General features: G+C 68.9%; 17 protein-coding genes and 1 pseudogene. 8 read left to right on the top strand and 10 right to left on the bottom strand.

Features of this window, described 5'->3' with window-relative positions:
* The 3 genes from O7617_RS33405 to O7617_RS33395 all read left to right on the top strand — a co-directional run.
* Positions 1-1,177, top strand: a 1,177-nt coding sequence (locus tag O7617_RS33405; protein ID WP_282260649.1) for an RICIN domain-containing protein, incomplete at its 5' end; no start/stop codon positions are given.
* A gap of 26 nt (positions 1,178-1,203) precedes the next feature.
* Positions 1,204-1,869, top strand: a complete 666-nt coding sequence (locus O7617_RS33400) for a response regulator transcription factor (RefSeq protein WP_282260648.1) — start codon at positions 1,204-1,206, stop codon at positions 1,867-1,869.
* A gap of 71 nt (positions 1,870-1,940) precedes the next feature.
* On the top strand, positions 1,941-3,197 hold the full coding sequence (locus O7617_RS33395; protein WP_282260647.1) for a HAMP domain-containing sensor histidine kinase: 1,257 nt from the start codon (positions 1,941-1,943) through the stop codon (positions 3,195-3,197).
* Here the strand turns inward: O7617_RS33395 and O7617_RS33390 are convergent.
* Positions 3,192-3,653 carry a hypothetical protein gene (locus O7617_RS33390; RefSeq protein ID WP_282264937.1) on the bottom strand — a complete coding sequence of 154 codons (462 nt, stop codon included), beginning with the start codon at positions 3,651-3,653 and terminating at the stop codon, positions 3,192-3,194. The two genes, O7617_RS33395 and O7617_RS33390, sit on opposite strands and share 6 nt — an antisense overlap.
* Positions 3,654-3,713: 60 nt before the next feature.
* Between O7617_RS33390 and O7617_RS33385 the strand changes: the two genes are divergently transcribed.
* Both O7617_RS33385 and O7617_RS33380 read left to right on the top strand, forming a co-directional pair.
* Entirely contained in the window at positions 3,714-4,850 is a 1,137-nt protein-coding gene (locus O7617_RS33385; protein WP_282260645.1) for a branched-chain amino acid ABC transporter substrate-binding protein, read from the top strand.
* Between the two features lie 35 nt (positions 4,851-4,885).
* Positions 4,886-5,566 carry a hypothetical protein gene (locus O7617_RS33380; RefSeq protein WP_282260644.1) on the top strand — a complete coding sequence of 227 codons (681 nt, stop codon included), beginning with the start codon at positions 4,886-4,888 and terminating at the stop codon, positions 5,564-5,566.
* A 344-nt stretch (positions 5,567-5,910) separates the two neighbouring features.
* On the opposite strand, the gene O7617_RS33375 is transcribed toward O7617_RS33380, so the two are convergent.
* Positions 5,911-6,597, bottom strand: coding sequence for a TMEM175 family protein (locus O7617_RS33375; protein WP_282260642.1), 687 nt, complete (start codon positions 6,595-6,597; stop codon positions 5,911-5,913).
* A gap of 384 nt (positions 6,598-6,981) precedes the next feature.
* Between O7617_RS33375 and O7617_RS33370 the strand changes: the two genes are divergently transcribed.
* Positions 6,982-7,590 (top strand): CGNR zinc finger domain-containing protein, encoded by a 609-nt coding sequence (locus O7617_RS33370; RefSeq protein WP_282260641.1) that lies wholly within the window; start codon positions 6,982-6,984, stop codon positions 7,588-7,590.
* Between the two features lie 85 nt (positions 7,591-7,675).
* Here O7617_RS33370 and O7617_RS33365 read toward each other — a convergent pair whose 3' ends face one another.
* From O7617_RS33365 to O7617_RS33340, 6 genes are all read right to left on the bottom strand, one after another.
* The gene (locus O7617_RS33365; protein WP_282260639.1) at positions 7,676-8,128 is read right to left on the bottom strand and encodes a DUF3237 domain-containing protein; all 453 of its coding nucleotides are present in this window, start codon (positions 8,126-8,128) and stop codon (positions 7,676-7,678) included.
* Between the two features lie 180 nt (positions 8,129-8,308).
* Positions 8,309-9,310, bottom strand: coding sequence for an NAD(P)-dependent alcohol dehydrogenase (locus O7617_RS33360; protein WP_282260637.1), 1,002 nt, complete (start codon positions 9,308-9,310; stop codon positions 8,309-8,311).
* A complete protein-coding gene (locus O7617_RS33355) occupies positions 9,307-10,302 on the bottom strand; it encodes a zinc-dependent alcohol dehydrogenase family protein (protein WP_282260636.1) in 996 nt (331 codons plus the stop codon). The genes O7617_RS33360 and O7617_RS33355 overlap by 4 nt, the downstream gene beginning before the upstream one ends.
* Positions 10,303-10,397: 95 nt before the next feature.
* Complete coding sequence (locus tag O7617_RS33350) at positions 10,398-11,171, bottom strand: SDR family oxidoreductase (protein WP_282260635.1); 774 nt, start codon at positions 11,169-11,171, stop codon at positions 10,398-10,400.
* Between the two features lie 132 nt (positions 11,172-11,303).
* Complete coding sequence (locus tag O7617_RS33345) at positions 11,304-12,704, bottom strand: aminotransferase class V-fold PLP-dependent enzyme (RefSeq protein ID WP_282260634.1); 1,401 nt, start codon at positions 12,702-12,704, stop codon at positions 11,304-11,306.
* Positions 12,705-12,716: 12 nt separating this feature from the next.
* Positions 12,717-13,313, bottom strand: a complete 597-nt coding sequence (locus O7617_RS33340) for a YbhB/YbcL family Raf kinase inhibitor-like protein (RefSeq protein ID WP_282260633.1) — start codon at positions 13,311-13,313, stop codon at positions 12,717-12,719.
* A gap of 317 nt (positions 13,314-13,630) precedes the next feature.
* On the opposite strand from O7617_RS33340, the gene O7617_RS33335 reads away from it, so the two are divergent.
* Entirely contained in the window at positions 13,631-14,302 is a 672-nt protein-coding gene (locus tag O7617_RS33335) for a TetR/AcrR family transcriptional regulator (protein WP_282260631.1), read from the top strand.
* Here O7617_RS33335 and O7617_RS33330 read toward each other — a convergent pair.
* The gene (locus O7617_RS33330; protein ID WP_282260629.1) at positions 14,248-15,192 is read right to left on the bottom strand and encodes an amidohydrolase family protein; all 945 of its coding nucleotides are present in this window, start codon (positions 15,190-15,192) and stop codon (positions 14,248-14,250) included. The genes O7617_RS33335 and O7617_RS33330 overlap by 55 nt on opposite strands.
* Before the next feature lie 112 nt (positions 15,193-15,304).
* A complete protein-coding gene (locus O7617_RS33325; protein WP_282260627.1) occupies positions 15,305-16,735 on the bottom strand; it encodes an NAD(P)/FAD-dependent oxidoreductase in 1,431 nt (476 codons plus the stop codon).
* 56 nt (positions 16,736-16,791) lie between these two features.
* Here O7617_RS33325 and O7617_RS33320 point away from each other — a divergent pair.
* A pseudogene (locus O7617_RS33320) lies at positions 16,792-17,238 on the top strand (transposase); the annotation flags it as partial.
* Between the last annotated feature and the right edge of the window lie 1,069 nt (positions 17,239-18,307).

Below are 18,307 nucleotides of genomic sequence, written 5' to 3'. Positions count from 1 at the left end.
CGCCACCGGCTACGCCTCCTGGTATGCCGACCAGCGGCAGTTCGACCCCAACGCGCCGAAGGCGGTGCCGTCGCCAACCCGACCGTCGCCCAAACCCGTCTCCATCCCGGCGCGGACCTCGCTGCTGCCGGCCGCTCTGGTCCCGGTGATCAACCGGGCCGGCGGCGTCTGCCCCCAGGTGACCCCGGTGCGGATCGCCGCCCAGTTGCGCGCGGCCTCCAACTTCGACGGCAACCTGCGTACCGAGCAGGGCCAGGGCATCGCCCAGTTCAGCCCGGAGATGTGGACGCAGTACGCCGGACCGAGCGACTCGGTGTGGAATCCGACCGACGCGATCACCGTGCTCGGCTCGGCGATGTGCGACCTGACCAACCAGTTCTCCGGGTTCACCGGCGCGGACCCCTACCGCTTGTCACTGGGCGCCTTCCAGTGGGGGGCGAACACGATCCGGCAGGCGGGGGGCCTGCCTCCCACCTCCGTCGCCCAGTTGGCGGACCTGGTGCCGGCGTACGAGCCGATGTACCGGGAGGTCCTGCAGCTGAACGGTAACCAGGTCAAACCTCCGGTCGCGGCATCGAGCCCGTCGCTGGCCCCGTCGTCGCCCCCCGCGTCCGGCCCGGCCGGCTCCGCAGTCCCGTCCCCACCCCCGTCGGGGCAGCCGGCGCCGCCGCCCTCGGGCGCACCCGCCGCGCCGAAGCAGCTGTACGACCCGGCCAGGACCTACCAGCTCCAGAACGCTTGGGCCGGGGCGATCGTAGAAATACCCGGCACGGACGTGGCCGCGACGAAGTCCGGCACCCGGGTGCAGTTGTGGGCCAACACGCACGGCAAGGACCAGTACTGGCGGATCGCCCCCGCTCCGGTCAGCGGGTACGTGACCATCACCAACAACTTCCTGCACAAGTCGCTGGCGGTGGAGAAGGGTTCCTTGTCCAACCAGGCCTATCTGGTGGTCGCGGACAAGAAGCCCGACAACCCAAACCACCAGTGGAAGTTGTCGGACGCCGGCAACGGCAAGGTGTGGATCACCAACCGCCACTCCGGCAAGGTGCTGGACCTGTCCGGCGACGACAAGAAGCCACCGATGGCGGGCAGCACCTGGAACGGTTACCTGGTCTGGCAGTGGGACCTGGACAAGACGGACGAGGACCAGAAGTGGCTGCTTTTGGCGTCCTGACCCGCGGGTCGGCGGTGCGGTGAGCGATGCGGGTGCTGATCGTTGAGGACGACGCGCAGGTGCGTGCGGCGGTCGCCGCCGCCCTGCGCTCGGCCGGCCTCGCTGTCGACGAGGCCGCCGACTGGCGGCACGCGGACGTCAACCTGAGCGTCAATGCCTACGACTGCGTTGTCCTCGACCGGATTCTGACCGACGGCGACTCGGCCGGGCCGCTGCACGACCGGCGGCGCCGGGGGCTGACCGTCCCGGTGCTCATGCTCACCGCGTTGGACGACCCGCACGACCGGGTGGACGGCTTCGAGGCGGGCGCCGACGACTACGTGTCCAAGCCGTTCTTCACCAATGAGCTGATCCAGCGGGTCCGGGCGCTGTGCCGGCGTGGCGGTGTGATCCACCCTGCGGTGCTCCGCGTCGACGACATCGAGATGGATGTCGCCCGCCGCGAGGTGCGTCGGGCCGGCGTCCTGCAGATCCTCACGCCCAAGGAGTTCGCGGTGCTGGAGATGCTGATGGTCCACGACCCGTCCGTGGTCAGCCGTACCGACCTGATCGAGCACTGCTGGGACGAGGCGGCCGATCCGGCGTCCAACGTGGTCGACGTGATCATCGCGCAACTGCGGCGCAAGCTCGGTGAGCCCACGGTGATCGTCACCGTGCGGGGCGCCGGCTACCGCCTGCTGTCCGCCCGGTGACTCCCCGGCTGCCGGCGGCCGTCCGGCGGCGAAGGCCGTCCAGCGCCGGATCCAGCCGCCGGCCGGTCCCCTTGCAGACCGCCGCTCGGCTGGTCCGGCTGCGGGTATGGCTGACGGTGCTGCTGCTGGTGCTCAACGTGGCCGGGCTCGCCGGCATGGGCGCGGTCGCCCTGGTCATCGACGGCAGGCAGCGCGCCCAGGTGGAGACCGCCGAGATGCAACGGACGGCCAGTACGGCGGTCGCCCTGCTCACCTACGAGTCGGGCGTGCTGCGTCTGCACAACCTCTTCACCGACCCGGCCGGGCAGGGCTCCACCGGCGTCTTTGTCTATGAGGGCATGCGCACCGACGTGACGCTGGTCTTCGCCCACCCGGCCGGGCTGCCGATCATCGCGTCCCATCACCTGCTCGCCCCGGCCCGCGAGGTGTGGCGGACCGGCGCCGGACGGACGCTCCAGGTGCCGGACGTGGACACCGATTCGGTACGCCTGCTGGCCGTTCCGTTCCGCCACGCTGTCACGCGGGCCGTCGCCGGCACCGTGGTGGTGGTCGGCGACCCGCGGCCGGGGAAGCGAGCCCATCGCAATCTGGCCGCGTGGCTCCTGGTCGGCGGATTGGTCTTCATGCTCGTCGCCGGGTTCGGTGGCCATCTGCTGGCCCGCCGCGGCACCCGGCCGGCGGCCGAGGCACTCACCCAACAGGAGCGCTTCCTGGCCGACGCCGCCCACGAGCTGCGCACACCGCTGACCGTGATCCGGGCGACCGCCGAGGCCGCGCTGACCGACCCGGAGCGCAAGAAACCCCCGGACGCCCTGCGTCAAGTGCTGGGCTCGGCGGAGCGACTCTCGGCCGCGGTAGACGTGCTGCTCACCCGCGCCCGCCTGGTGGCCGGGCTGCGGGACCTGCAACGCCAGCCGTTCCGCCTGGACCAGTTGGCCGAGGAGGTGGTCGCCGAGCTGGTCACTCCGCCGCACAGCGCTGCCATCGACACCACTGTCGCCATCACTGACGGCGATCCCACGCTGATCCGGATCGCCCTGCAGAACCTGGTGAGCAACGCCCTGCGGCACGGCCGCATCGGCGCCGAACCCTGCGCCCTCAGCCTCACCGTACGCCCGGGCGAGGTGCGGATCACCGATCGAGGTCCCGGGATCGCCGACAGCGCACCGGCCCGTTTCACCACCGGGGCAGCCGACGGGATCGGCCTCGGCCTGAGCATCGCCGCCTGGGTCGGCCTGGAACACGGTGGTCACCTCCGGCTGGAGGCCGTGCCCACTGGCGGCACGCTGGCGGTGCTCACCCTTCCTCGGCAGAGCGGGAACCTATGACGAGCCGTCCGGTCGTACGAGCCACCACCGCCCGTCGCGCCCCCGTCCGTTCGTCTCGCCCGGCGTGCGGTCACCCGCGTACTCGTAGAGGGGCCACCCGCCCAGCGTGAGCTGAATCCGGCCGTCTGGTCGCCGGTACGTCCCGATCAACTGCCTGTTGATCCCCTCCAACCGCAGATCAGGCGCCCAGGACACCGGCGGCCACTGATCGGCGCACGGGCCCGTGCAGGCGGATCGGGGCGGCGAGGAGTCGTCGTCGGACGATCGGTAGAGAGCGTATCCGCGGCCGTCGATGACGATGTCGCCCTCGGTCCGCGAGGTGATCGCGAAGAGACCGGTGACCCGTGGGGTGGCCGAGGGCGCCATCGCGACGGGGGGCGGCGCTGGGGTTGCGCAACCGGCCAGGACCAGCGTCGTGGCCACGACGACGGCAAGCGGAGTGCGGGCCGGGAACATCACGAAAACATCATCCTTCTCCGTCCACCATGTCTCACAACATCATGTACGGGAGGTGCCATGAGTCGCGCGGCCGCACTGACAGCCCTGGCTCTCATCCTGCTGGTGGCCGCCTGCGGCGAGCGGGCAGACGCCTCCACTGTCGAGGTGTCACGCTGCGAGGCCCGGATAGCAGTCTTCGGCCCACTCTCCGGCGCCGCGGCCAACCTCGGCCGCAACATCGAGCACGGCGTGCGGCTGGCTCTCAACCAGTACAACGCGGCTCATCCCGCCTGCACAGTGGAACTTGCCGCCTTCGACACCCTGGCCGATCCGAAGCGGGCGCCCGCCGCCGCCCAGGAAGTCGTGTCCGACCCCCGCATCCTCGGTGTGGTCGGCCCGGCCTTCTCCGGCGAATCCGAGGCGGCCGTACCCCTGCTCGATCAGGCCAAGATCGCTAGCATCACCCCGTCGGCGACGGAAGCCAGCCTCAGCACGCGGGGCTGGACCACCTTCCACCGCCTGATCGGCAACGACGCCGAGCAGGGTCCGGCCGCCGGCCGGTACATCGCCGGGGTGCTCCGGGCGAGCAAGGTGTTCGTCATCGACGACACCGGAGCGTACGGGCACGGCCTGGCGAGCGAGGTCATGGGCGTCCTCGGCGAGCGGGTCGTCGAATCCGGCACCGTTCTGCCAGCCCAGGAGGACCTCACCGCCGTGGTCACCCGGATCCGGGCGGCCGACCCGGACGTGATCTTCTTCGGCGGCTACTACGACGAGGCCGGGCGGCTCCTCCGCCAGGTACGGGCGGCCGGCGTGACCGCCCCCTTCGTCGCCGGTGACGGCGTCAAAGACGAGGGCTTCCTCCACACGGCGGGCCAGCGGGCCGCCCAGGACGCGATCATCACCTGCCCGTGCCGGCCGCCGGAGACGTTGCCGGCCACGTTCATCCAGCAGTACCAGGCCGAATTCGGCGGGCTGGAACCGGGCACCAACAGCGCCGAGGCGTACGACGCCGCCACCGTCTTCCTCAACGGCATCGGCTCGAACCACCTGAGCCGGTCCTCGATGGCCGCGTACGTGTCGGCCTACGACCAGCCCGGCATCACCACCAGGATCGCATTCACCCCGTCCGGTGAGTTGACCGCCTCGTCGATCACCGTCTGGGCCTACCGGGTCCGCGACACCCAGATTCTGGGCGAACGCCCCATTCCCTGACCACTTCCTTCAGTACTCACGAAGGGAACGCCGGCATGACGATCGCCATCGCGCCGCCCCGCCGCTCCTGGCTCGTCGGCCAGCCGCTACGCACCGACGACGCAACCCGCCGCGCGGGTGGAACCGGCGTCCTGCCCGCACTGGCCCAGGTCACCGCGGGCCGGCACCCCCTCGCCGAGGCGACGCTCGCCTGGCAGTGCCTGCGACCACGCGGCGGCGAGGCCGCCGAGATAACCCGGGCGGCGGTACGCGGTGGGAGCACGCCGACCTACCTGCCAATCGCCTACACCGGTGACGACCTGGTGGCCGGCCGCCTGGTCCGCGTCCTGAACGGCCTCACCTGGGCGGTGGTGGCCGGTCGGCCCGGCGACTGCTGGGTGGGCGTCCCGCGCGGCGACTACCATCGCGTTCAGCGGGCGCTGGGCGGCACGTGGCGCCGCTATCGCAAGGACTTCACCGAACACACGACGACTGTCACCGACCCGTCGGCCGCCGCCGCGCTGTGGCGTATGGCCTTCCTCCTGCACGGCCGTCCCACCGCCACCAACGCCTTCTATCTCCCCATGCCCGTCCCGGAAGCCGCCGACATGCTGCGCCGGGCAGCCCAGATCCTGCTCGCCACCGCCGATACGGACCCCTGCGCACGAGGCCGCCGCTCCGTCGTCATCACCAACTCCGCCGACGTCCGCCGTCTACTCACCATCGCGATCGCCTAGCGGCGGCGGCCGCCCCGAGCCATCGCCTATCTGCACCTGCAATGCGGACGCAGTGACGGCGGAATCGACAGGTCTTCGACGGAGTGCCGGTGCCGACCCGTCGCCGTGTCCTCGGGCGCGGGAACGACAACATCGCGATCCACGAGGCGCACATTCTGCTCGACGTCAGCAACGTCCGCTTCGTGGCCTGATGCTCCTACCTCCCTTGATCTTGCGGTTGGATGCCAGTAGGGGATCAGGGACTGGCGGATGCATTCACTAGCCGTCTTGCCGGCGACCACTGCGCGGGAACGAGAGCAACCACAGCGCTTGTCGGAGCGCCGAGGGCTGTCGACCCGTACCCGTCAGGGGTCATCGTCGTCGAGAGGGATTGGTTCGAGTGCAGGCAGGGGCAACCAAAAGACCGGGATCGTCAGGGCGAAGATTGCCAGCCCCAGTACGGGGATGACCGCGCCTGCGGCAGCGCCGAGGAGGGTCAGCAGTGGACCCGCGAGAAGACGCCTGCTCACGATCCGTCCTGCTGACTCGCTGACTCGTCGGTGCAGTACTCGCGGTGCGCGCAGAGCGTATTGCCAGATCGCGCTGAAGAAGATGGTGCCGAGTGCGAACGGGCCACCGAAGAACAGCAAGGCGAGCGGCTCGCCCTGCCCATCGCGAAATGCCGCGGCGAGTACAGACGCCGCGAACGGCACGAACGCCACAGTCATCAGAAGCACAGTGTTGAGCAGTAGCAGACCTCGGTCAGCTGCGACGATTTGGTCGAACAGGACGTGGTGGTTGACCCAGATCGAGGCGACTAGGAGGAAGCTCAGCGCGTACGCCACGAACGAGGGCCACAGTTCGGCGAGAGCCCGTCCCAGGTGGGCCGTGTCCTCCGGTGGCTGGATTTCCAGCACCAGCAGTGTGATGGAGATGGCGAAGACACCGTCGCTGAAAGTGACGGTTCGCCCGGGGTTTCTGCGGGCGCTCTCCTGAAGTGCTGCCTCGTCCGCCGGCTGCCCCCGTCGCCGGAAGTACCACCTGCCTGACATCAGTGGATCCCGACGACCGCTGGCCTGTCGTCATCCGACCGTGTCGTGCGGCTCAACGACGGTGCCCGGCCGACTACGGTGTGACGTCGCCGTCGATCAGCACCGCCGGACGCTGCTGTCACCGCAGGGCACGACGCCATGGGTTCGAGCCTAGAGGGCTGATAGAGAAGATTAATCGTGTTCGAGCAGGCCACTATTCGTTTGGGTTGTTTCCGGCGTTGTTGGTACATCGCGGTTGCGGCCTGTGCTGGGCGTCGGCAGGGAGAAGGCCGGAAGCGCGCCTTCCGGACCGTTGTCGCCCGCGTTCGCCGGAGTGCGTAATAACGTAATCGTAGATGTAACGGCTATGTCGCCAGTAGCCGAATCCCGCAATACGATGGGCGGATGAGCTCGACCGCCACGACCCGTCACGGCCTTACGCCAGCGCCGACTGGCTTCAACGTCGTACAGAACTTCATCAACACCGACGGCGGCGGCCAGCCTGACCTTCTCGCTGACGTCGCCACCGCTGAGCAGTGGTTCACCGCCGAGCTGGCCGATTGGTCCGCCACCGCCGGAGTTGCGGCGCCTACCGTCTCTTTCGGGGAGCGGGACCGGCAGCGGCTGGTCGAGCTGCGCGCGCAGCTACGCCAGACCCTGCACCACCGTGGCTCGCCCAGCGACGCGCCGTCCGGCTGGCTCGTCGGTTCAGGCGTCTCGGCTGGCCTGCGGCAGCGCTGCGACGGCACCGTTGTGGCGAGCCCCCAGGGCGCGGGATGGAAGCTTGTCGCCTCACTATTGCTGATCGAGTCGCTCGCCGCCCAGACGTCGAGTCTGTGGCCGCGGCTCAAGGTGTGCCGTAACGAGGCGTGCGGCTCCGCGTTCTACGACCGCTCACGCAACAACAGCGGAGTCTGGCACGACGTGCTGGTCTGCGGCAACGCCATCAACCTGCGGACCTCACGGGCCCGCCGCCGCGCCGCAGCGGCGGCGCCGCCAGACCCTGGCGAGTGACTGGGCAACACTTGTTCTCGACGTCGAGGACGTAGCTTCGCGTTACCGCGAGTGGGGCGGCCCGCGCTGCCCCACGTATTCCGTGTCAGAGGACCTGGTGCACGACGTACTCGATGGTCGGGCCTTCCTGGATCCGGCCCTCGGCTAGGAACAGCGCGCGGTTGACCCAGCTGTAGCGGGGGTCGCCGCTTTCGATGGCCAGTCCGAGTCGGAGGTAGGCGTCGTCGAAGTCGGTTGGAGCGCCGCCACTGATGGCCGCCCGGGTGGCGTCGTTCATCTCGATCAGGCCGGTGCCGTGCAGGTACAGGTCGGCTCCGTCGTCGGTGTGCACCGTGTGTCGTACGTCCGGCCGGGCGTAGCCGTCGCCGGTGACCAGGAGCCAGTCGCCGCCGCCGGAATTGAGCCGCCCGGAGATTCGCGCTCCGACGACGGTGCCCCCGGAGGAGCCAATCACCTGACGAAGGCCCAACGGGGTGTGGCCGATCACGATCGGCGGAGTCACCGCGACGGTCATCCGGAAGATCTCTTCGAGTTTCATCTGTTACTCCGTTTCGGTGGGACGCGGTGCTCGCGGTCCTGGCGTGACGTACCGGATGCTCGGCGCGGACAGGAGGGTGTCCCGACGAACGATCCGGGGGTCGGCCGGGTTGTCGCTGGTGGCGGCCTGAACCCGAGAGGATCGAAGGCAGCCGGTCTGATGGCCCTCTTTCGAGCCGGATCAGAAGGTGATGGCGACCTTGCCGAGGTGGGCGCCGGAGGAGAGGTAGTCGGTGGCCTCGGCCAGGTCGTCGAGGGCGAAGGTGCGGTCGATGATGGGACGTGTGCCGGTGGCATCGATGGCGCGGATCATTTGCTGCTGCTGGGTGCGGCTTCCGACGACCAGGCCGTGCAGCCGGACCTGCTTGAGGTTGAGGGTGCCGGTGGGCACGTCGCCGGAGACGCCGGCCAGGATGCCGATCAGTGAGATCAGCCCGCCGATCCGGGCGGCGTCGATGGACTGCGGGAGGGTGGCCGCGCCGCCCAGTTCCACGACGACGTCGACGCCGCCGCCAGTAAGGTCAAAGACGTGCCGGCCCCAGTCGGGCACGCTGCGGTAGTTGACGGTGTGGTCGGCGCCCAACTGCCTGGCGCGTCGCAGCTTGGCGTCGGAGGAGGACGTCACGATCGCGGTCGCGCCGAGCATCTTGGCGAACTGCAACGCGAAGACAGCGACCCCGCCGGTGCCCATGATCAACACCTGGTTGCCTGGTGTGACCGCGGCGTCGCTCACCAGGGCCCGCCAGGCGGTCAACCCGGCGACGGTGAGCGTCGCCGCCTCGGGGTGGCTGTAGCCCCGGGGCGCCTTGACGAACTGAGCGGCGGGCGCCACCACGATCTCGCGGGCGTAGCCGGCGAGGCCGAGGCCCGGGGTGCGGCTGAAGGTGTCGACGGTCGGCCGGCCGTCGTTCCAGAACGGGAAGAAACTCGCCACCACGTGGTCGCCGGTCACCAGCTCGTCCACCCCTGGGCCGACCGCTTCCACGACGCCCGCCCCGTCGGCGAGCGGGATGTGCCCGACCGGGGTGGTGGCGCTGCGGATGGCCAGGCTGTCGTGGAAGTTCAGGGTGCTGCCGTGCAGGCGTACCCTGATCTCGCCGAACTGCGGCTGGCCCGGGTCGGGCAGCTCGACCACCTCCAGGGGCTTGTCCGTTCCCGGACGTTGCACCACCACGGCCTTCATCGCGTCACCAACACGTCGTTGGTGAAGACGATCTTTCCGTGGCGGCCGGTGGACCGCGCGTGCGCGATCGCCTCAGCGTGCTCATCGAGGCGGTAGGTGGCCTCGATGCGCGTCGACAGCACCCGGTCGGCGATCAGGTCGATGATCTCTGCGTAGACCTGTTCGATCTCGGCGCGCGGGGCGGAGTCGAGCCAATTGTTCAGCCAGAACCCGTGTACGTGCAGGTTCTTGAAGTTGAGGTACATCGGGTGCACGGCGATCGGTTGTCCGCTCATCGCCGCGAAGCTGACGATGTCCGCCTCGCGCGCCAGGAACGGCGCCAGCTCCGCGACGAGCGGACCGCCGACCCCGTCGAGCAGCAGAGAGACCTTCTCGTCACCGAGCGCCTCGCCGACCCCGGCGGTGAGGGCGTCGTCGCTGACCACCACCGCGTCGGCGCCGGCGTCGAGCAGCGGGTCCGCGACCCCGGGCCGACGCACGATGTTCAGCGTCCGCAGGCCGGCACGGCGGGCGAGCGCGATGATGAAGGCGCCGAGACCGGAGTTCGCCGCGGTCTGGGCCACCCAGGCGCCGGGCCTCAGGTTGCCGTAGCGCAGTAGCAGGTGGGCGGTGGCCGCGTTGATCCCCACCGTGGCCAGTTGCACCGGGTCGATGTCGCGACCGACCCGCACCACGAACCGTTCGGCAATCACAATTTCCTGCTGCCAGGTGCCCGGCTGCCCCGACGGCAGGACCAGCACCCGATCGCCCTGCTCGACCGCCGTCACGCCGTCGCCGACGTCGATGACCCGGCCGACGCCCTCGGAGCCGGCCGGCGATGGCAGCGCCGGCCGGAACGGGTATCGACCGTCGGTCAGCATGAAGTCCGAGGGGTTCAGCGGTGCCGCTTCGATGGCCACCCGGACCTCGCCGGCACGCGCCGGGGTGGGTTCGGCCTCGACCAGGCGCAGCGAGTCCGGAACGCCGTACTCGCTGAACTGGATAGATTTCATTGCTCGTCTCCTGATGAATGATCAGTGCCCAGTGACGCAGCCGTAGCTGTTTTGACTGCGATGACTCCGTGGTTGTGACGTGACCGAGAACCTCGTCAGGCGGGTCGTGCCTGACCGGTGGACGCACTGGTGCCTCCGTCGACGGGCAGGATCACCCCGTTGACGTATCGGGCCGAGTCAGAGGCGAGGAAGAGCACCACCGGGGAGATGTCGTCGGGCTCCGCGATGCGCCCGAGCGCGACCCTCGCCTCGAACTGCCGTAGCAGTGTGTCGTTACCGGTCACGCCCGCGACCGGCTCGGTGTTGGTGAGCGACGGCGCCACGGCGTTGACCCGCACACCTTTGGCGCCCCAGTCCAGGGCGAGCGCCTGCACGAACAGCGAGACCGCGCCCTTCGAGGCGTTGTAGATGGGCGAACCCCAGTCCCCGCGCAGGCCCGACACGCTGGAGGTGGCGACGAAACTTCCGCCCGTCTTGGCCAGCTCGGGCAGTGCCGCCTGCGCCAGGTGGAAGAAGCCGTCGATGTTCGTGCGGCGCAGCTGCTCCCAGTCGGACGGGGCAACGTCGGTGATGTCGCCGGGGATGTAGCTCGCCGCGTTGCTCACGACCACGTCGAGGCGCCCGTACCGGTTGACCATATCGGCGATCAACGCGCGCACCGCGTCGCCGTCGCCGATGTCCAGGGTGCTCGCGCTCGCCTTGGCGCCGATCTCCGTGACTGCCGCGTCCAGACGCGACGTGGTCCGGCCCGCGATGACGACGTCCGCGCCGGCCGCGGCGAAGTCCTTGGCGACCTGCAGACCAATGCCGCTGCCGCCGCCGGTGACCAGAACCACCTTGCCGGTGAAATCGAAGGTGACGTTTGACATGGCTACCTCTTTCGTAGGGGTGTTGAGAATGCGGTCCAGGAGAAGGGCCGCCGGTGGTTGCTTTCGGCGGCAGGGGTCCACGAGCCGTCGTGTTCTTTCATGTGAGCGAGGTGCGGTGTGCGGCTGGTTCGCTCACCGGTCCGGCAGGAGGTGATCGTCGGCGGACTGGAGTCGATGCTGACGGCGCAGCTCGCCGAGCAGATCGATGAGGTCACGAACGTCCTGCGGGCGGGTGCGCCACGACGACACCGAGATCCGCAGAACCCGCCGGCCACGCCACACGCCCCCGCCGAACCACGTACGCCCGGATTCCTGCGCGGCGCTGATGACGCGGACCGTCTCGGCGTCAGTTGCGCCCGAAGCGATGATCTGGTTCAGGACGACCCGGTTGTGCACCGTGTAACCGGCCTCGCGAAGCCCTGCGGCGATCTGCGTGCTCATGGCGACTGTCCGCTCGACGAGGTCGGCCACCCCGTCGCGGCCCAGCGAGCGCAGGGCAGCCCATACCGAAACGCCGCGGGCCCGGCGGGAGAACTCGAACGTCAGGTTCTTCTGCGAGTCGGCCGAGGCGATGGAGTAGGCGGCATCGGAGTTCATTGACTCGGCCAGGGCGGCGGCGTCTCGGACGATGACCATCGCCGTGTCGTATGGAGTGTTCAGCCACTTGTGGCCGTCGACTGTCCAGCTGTCCGCGCCGTCCACGCCCGCGGTCAGGTCGCGGTGGGCTGAGGCGCGGGCCCACAGGCCGAATGCGCCGTCGACGTGGATCCACGCTCCGGCGGTGCGCGCCCGCGGGACGATCTGATCGAATGGATCGCAGTCGCCGGTGTTCACTTCGCCGGCCTGCAGGATCAGGATCGTGGCCGAGGTCAGCTCGGGCAGCCGGGCGGGGTCAATCCGGCCGTGCTCGTCGGCGGGTGCGACGGTGAGGTTGTCCGCGCCGAAGCCCAGCACTCGCAGCGCCTTGCGGACAGCCACGTGTGCGAGCTCGGAGACGACCACACGGATCTGCGGCGCCCCGCCTAGACCGCGACGGTCGAGATCCCAGCCCAGCCGCTTCAGCGCCGCCCGCCGGGCCGTGGCGACCGCGATCAACGTGCCCGCGGTCGCGCTGGTGGTGAAGCCGACCGCGCTGTCCCGCGGAAGGTCGAGGATGTCGAGCAGCCAGCGGCCGGCCACCCGCTCGACCGCAGCCGCGGCGGGCGACGTGACGTGGCCAAGCGCCCCGTTGTCCCAGGCCAACACAAGTCGGTCGGCCGCGGCCGCGGCCGGCAGACTGGCCCCGACCACGAAGCCGAAGTAGCGCCCGCCGTTGCTCTCAACGGTGGCCGGTGTTCCGTACTCGTCGAGCAACCGCAGCGTCGCCAGTGCGCCTTCGCCCCGCTGCGGCAGGGGTTCGTCGAATTGGCGGAGGTTGCGCAGGGCGTCGTCCGGCGGGAAGACCGGTCGGCGGCCGATGCCCGCGACGTAGCGGCGGGCTCGCTCATCAGCTTCGGCGAGGACGTCGAGCTCGGCACTCAAATCCGGGTTCATCTCGGGCCTCACTCAGTCGCGCCGGTAGGTGCCGGCCAGTTGTCCGGCGGCCAGGACGTGCCCGCTCGCCTGGGCCAGCAGGGCCTCGACCGACGCCGTCGGCAGGTCGTCGGCAATCGGCCGGTCCAGCGCGTACAGCAGGAAGCGGTAGGTGTGCGTGCCGTGGCCAGGGATCGGACGCGGACCGGCGTAGCCCGTCCGCCCGAACGCGGCCGGAAGGAACCGGACGCCCTCGCCGGGCTTGTTGAGCTGTCCCTCGGATAGCCCGGGCAGCGCCGCGTCCAGCAGGGCGACGGTGTGCAGAAGCGGTTTACGCAGCGGCACGTCCAGGTCCTCGAAGATCAGCAGGAGCTGCCGCGTGCCGGCGGGCACATGCGACCAGGCCAACGCGGGCGAGAGGTTGTCACCGACGCCCTCGCCAGCGTGCCGAGTTGGGATGGGCGAACCTGGCGCGAAGGCGGGACTATCCAGCACGACGGTCTCGCTGCTCTGAAGCGCGGGATGCCGGGCGACGCTGCGGCGCTCACCGGCGCGGACCCCGCGCAGGAGGCGCCCGATCAGGCGGCCTGGCGTCACCGGCCCGGCGTTCGATGTTTCTGAACTGCCCATTGCAGCCCCTCAACTCGATGGTGATGACATAGCCGAACGAAGTTAGCCTACGTCGACATGCTTGAGGACGGAACGTGATCTGGCCCGCACCCCGCCCTCGGTGACCGCAGGCGGCCGACCGGACGGATGGGCGCCTCCGTGCCGGTCTGCGTGCAGCTGACGGGTTCGGTAAATCCAGCTGAGAAAGCGAGGGGTGCGTTGAGTCAGCCCATCTGGTCGTGCTGACGGGAGTCGTCGGGCTCCTCGGCTATGACCGACCGTCGGTGCGAGGCTCACTGCTGCGGTCGTGAGCCGGGGAGAGCGTTTATGATCGTCTGGTGGCAACGGCGCATGACCCCAGCACGCCCCGCCGGGGTCGTCGGCCTGCGCAGTCGGTCGGGGACGCCAGGGAACAGGCGATCATGGCCGGTCTGGAGAGGCTGCTGCAGTCCCAGACGTTCGCGGAGCTGTCGATCGACGACATTGCCCGCGGATCCGGGATCTCCCGATCCGGCTTCTATTTCTACTTTCCGTCCAAGACCTCGGTGTTGCTCGCGCTGTTGGACGCGCTCGCTGCTGAGGCGTCGACGGTGCTAGATCCTCCCAGCGATGCAACGGGTGATCCGCGGTCGCAGTGGCATACGTGGCTCACCGGCATCTGGACGATCTTCTCCGCCCGCGTCGCCGTCGTTCGCGCCTGCGTCGCACTGGCCGATCCCGAGGTCCGGGCGGCGTGGTCCGCCATCATGACGGCATGGGGTGAAGGCGTCGAACGAGTCGTCACGGCGGAACGGGCAGCGGGCAGGGCCCCCGTCGGTATACCGGCGCAGGACCTCGCGACCGCCCTGATATACCTCAGCGAACGTACGATGATTGCCACCTTCGTCGGCGACGACCCACACATCGCCCCGGACCGCGTCGTCGACACCCTGGTCCACATCTGGATGCAGTCGATCTACGCGCCGCCGAGCCGAGGAAACAGTGCCGCGGCGTTATGGGCGAACAGGTGATCCGCCTCCGCTCCGAGCAGATCCGGGGCCGTCGCGCGTAACGCGCCGAGCATCATCGAGGCAGCCGGACCGGGCGTGAACGGGTAGTCGCTGCCGTACAGCAAGCGGTCTGTCCCCACCAGGTCGCGTAGGGCGGGCAGCGCTCGCGGTAGTGCCGCACCGGCCACGTCGAAGAACATGCTGCCCAGATCGTCGAGCACATCGACGTCGGGCTCGTCACCGCGGGCGAAGTACCCGCCGAGCAGGTGGATCCGGTCGGCCAGAACGGGCAACGCGGCCCCGGCGTGCGGGATGACCCAGCGGATTCGCCGGTAGCCGGCGACGTCGCCGGCGAGGATCAGGTTGACCACAGCGCGGGTGGTGTCGAGCAGGAACTCGAGCAGTGGGCGCGGACGGTTGAACGACACCTGCTCCCAGCAGGGCGGCGAGGTCGGGTGAACCAGTACGACCGCCCGGTGCTCGTCGAGCATCTCCAGTAACGGCCGCAGTTGAGGGTCGCCGAGATACAGGCCACCGTAGTTGGTCAGCAACGACACCGCATCCGCACGCAGCTCCGTCAGACACCGCCGGGCCTCGGCGATCGCCGCGTTGACGTCCGGCAAGGGCAGGCTGGCGGCGAATCCGAACCGGGCGGGATGCGCCGCGACGACCGCCGCGGACTCGTCATTGACGATCCGCGCCAACGACACGGCCGCCCTGCGGTCGCCGAAGAAGATGCCCGGCGAGGAGACCGACAACAGTGCGGCGTCGACACCGTCTTCGTCCATGAAGGACAGCGCCTGCGCCACGCTCCAATCCGGTAGCGCGAGGATCCCGTCCGGGTCGCCGTGGCCGCCTTCCGCCCATGCCCGCCGGTAACCATCGGTGATCAGGTGCGCGTGGATGTCCACAACCCGGCTCCCTGTCATCGCACACCCGCGCGGTCAGTTGTGGTGCGGCGGTTCAGCCGGACCCCGAACACGGTCTCGGGTTGCCTCGTGCTCACCCCGGCGCTCCGCGTACTCATCTTTCGAACCTCACTTCGTCGGTCACCGGGCCGTGTCGCAGCCATCGGTAGTCGCGCGGATAGTTCTGATGCAGCCTCCAGGGAGAGTGTTCGCCCTGCACGGGTAGCTGTGCGAGGCTGCGCAGGACGTACCCGGCGGCGAGATCGATCAGCGGAGCGGTACGCCCCGCGTCGGCGGGCGGTTCGGGAGTCACGCTGCGGTAACCGTGCTCGTCCATGTAGTCGAGTAGGCGGCAGACGTAGTGCGCCACGAGGTCGGCCTTGAGCGTCCAGGACGCGTTCGTGTAGCCGATGGTCAGCACGAAGTTGGGGACACCGCTGAGCATCATCCCCTTGTAGGTCACGTGCTGAGGCAACACGACCGGGGTGCCGTCGACCGTCAGCGCGATGCCGCCGATGGGCAGCAGGTTGAGCCCGGTGGCGGTGACGACGAGGTCCGTCTCGAGCAGGTGGCCCGAGGTCAGCAGCAGACCGTCGGGTACGAAGGTGCGGACGGTGTCAGTGACGATGGCGGCCCTGCCCGAGGCCAGAGCCTGGAACAGGTCCGCGTCCGGCACGAAGCACAACCGCTGGTCCCACGGCTCGTATGCCGGGGTGAAGTGCGTGTCGATGTCGAAGCCGGGCGGCAGCGCTCGCTGCTGCCGGCGGCGGATGAATGACTTGACAACGCCGGGCACCCTGCGGCTGGCCTGGAACAGCATCTGCGCCATCAACGCGTTCTTCCAGCGCAGCAGCGGGTCACGCACACGCCTCGGCAGGGCCTTGCGCAGCACCCGGGCGACGGCGTCCTGCGCGGGCACGGCGAGCACGTAGGTCGGGCTGCGCTGCAGCATGGTCACGCTCGCGGCCTTGGCCGCCAGGGCGGGCACCAGAGTGACCGCGGTAGCGCCGCTGCCGATCACCACGACGCGTCGACCGGACCAGTCGAGATCCTGCGGCCAGTGTTGCGGGTGCACCACCTGTCCCTCGAACTGCTCCACACCTGGCAGGGCCGGCGTGAAGCCCTGGTCATAACGGTAGTAGCCGGAGTTGACGAACAGGAACGAGCAGGTGAAGGTCACCGCCGCCCCGGTCGCGACCAGTTCTGCGTGTACGGTCCATCGCCGGTCGGTCGAGGACCACTCGGCGCTGACCACCCGATGTCCGAAACGAATCCGGTCGTGAATGCCGAACCGTTGCGCGGTGGTCTCGATATAACTGCGGATCGACGCACCGTCGGCGATTGCCGCCGTCGACTGCCACGGCGCGAAGGAGTAGCCCAGCGTGAACATGTCGGAGTCGGAGCGCACTCCGGGGTAGCGGAAGAGATCCCAGGTGCCGCCTACGGCTGCCCGCGCCTCGAGGACGGCGAACGACGTCCCGGGCCGGTGGATGGCCAGACGGCACGCCGCACCGATCCCGGACAGGCCGGCTCCAACAATCAGCACCGCAACGTCGACCGGGGCATCACCTGCGTCGGCGGAATCTGTCGCTGGGGGCCTACGTGGCACTGAGTCTCCTTCGCGCGAGTTGGACTCACTATCAAGTTTTCTTGACAGTGTGTCAAGTTGGTGTTTCCGGCCTGACCTGCCGGGCCGTTGTGCCTGGTGACTTCGCCGAGATCTATGGGGCTTCGGTGTCGGAGACGATCTCGCGGATCACCGACAAGGTGATCGAGGAGATGGCCGACTGGTCGCACCGCCCGTTGGACGAGATCTACGCGGCGGTGTTCATCGACGCGATCGGGGTCACACTCGACGGGGAGAAGGACATCCTCGGGCTTTGGGCCGGCACCGGTGGTGAAGGCGCGAAGTTCTGGATGAGCGTGCTGACCGACCTGCGTAACCGGGGTGTGAAGGACGTGTTCTTCCTCGTCTGCGACGGGCTCAAAGGCCTGCCCGAGGTCGTCAACAATGTGTGGCCCCGCACGGTGGTGCAGACGTGCATCATTGGAGATGCGTCAGCGTGAGCCATCCCCACCCCCAACGGCGCTCGTGGATTCGGGTCCGAGACTCGGACAAATTGCACCGGGTTCTCGTCATGGCGGCCGGGCTCGGCATCGTGACGATCGACCGCCATTGATGCGGGTCTGTGGATCTAACGGAGACCTCTCTGCTGCCGACGGCTCGACACAGAGGGGTGCCGTTAGCGAGAAACGCCCATTGATACCCATATCGGCGGATGGTCGCGTCGATGTCATGCGTCCTTTGACACGCTGTGCGCTGCTGGGTAGACGGCGTTCGTGATTGCGTCGATCTCTGTGGTGGATGTCGCCAGGCGGTGGAGGAGGGTTAGCCATGCGCATCTGCGTCGCCTGTCGAGTGGACCAGCGCACCGTTGTTCGTATCGGCAGTTGGGGCGTGCCGCACGGTACTCCCGGGTACCAGGTCACCTACCGATGGACCAGCCTGTCCGCGTGTCCTCGGTGCGGGGCCGGCCTTCTCATGTACTTCGATCATGATTGTTTCCACCAGCCCTGGGAGGAGCCGTGGGACATGGACTGGTCGTGGCCGATCGCCGTTGACGGAGTTCAACGGTTGAACGCTGCTCTTGCCCGGTGCCCGGATCCGATGCATCCGTCGTGCGAGTGCCCTGTGCGCCGGTCGTTGCGGAACAGCAGCGAGAGCGCACCGTCGTTTGCGGTTCCGGTGACGGTCGTGCTGACAGAGGAAGGGCTGCCACAGATACGGTCAGCACCCATGCCGTGAGGTGGGCGCGACACGGTGGCAGGGCCAGCGGGGCGATCAGACCTGGCGGGATTCTGTATGGGACTCCCGGTTAACCCCCCGAAAACCCCGCTCAATCGCTGACGAAGGGTGACAACGAGTGATGAGCGCCGGGTGGCTTTCCGCAGCTCAGCGACCACTTTCGGCAAGCAATGACATGCTTGGTCCGATTACTGTCGGTAACAAGGGGTCGTCGGTTCGAATCCGGCCGTCCCGACAGCGAGAGGGTTTCCACAGGTCAGAGCCTGTGGAAACCCTCTTTTTCGTGTTCACGGTGGTTCGTCGAGGTCGAGC

Origin of the sequence: Micromonospora sp. WMMD1155, assembly GCF_029581275.1 — a bacterium.
Lineage (GTDB): Bacteria > Actinomycetota > Actinomycetes > Mycobacteriales > Micromonosporaceae > Micromonospora.
This window is presented reverse-complemented; position numbering and strand designations above follow the sequence as displayed.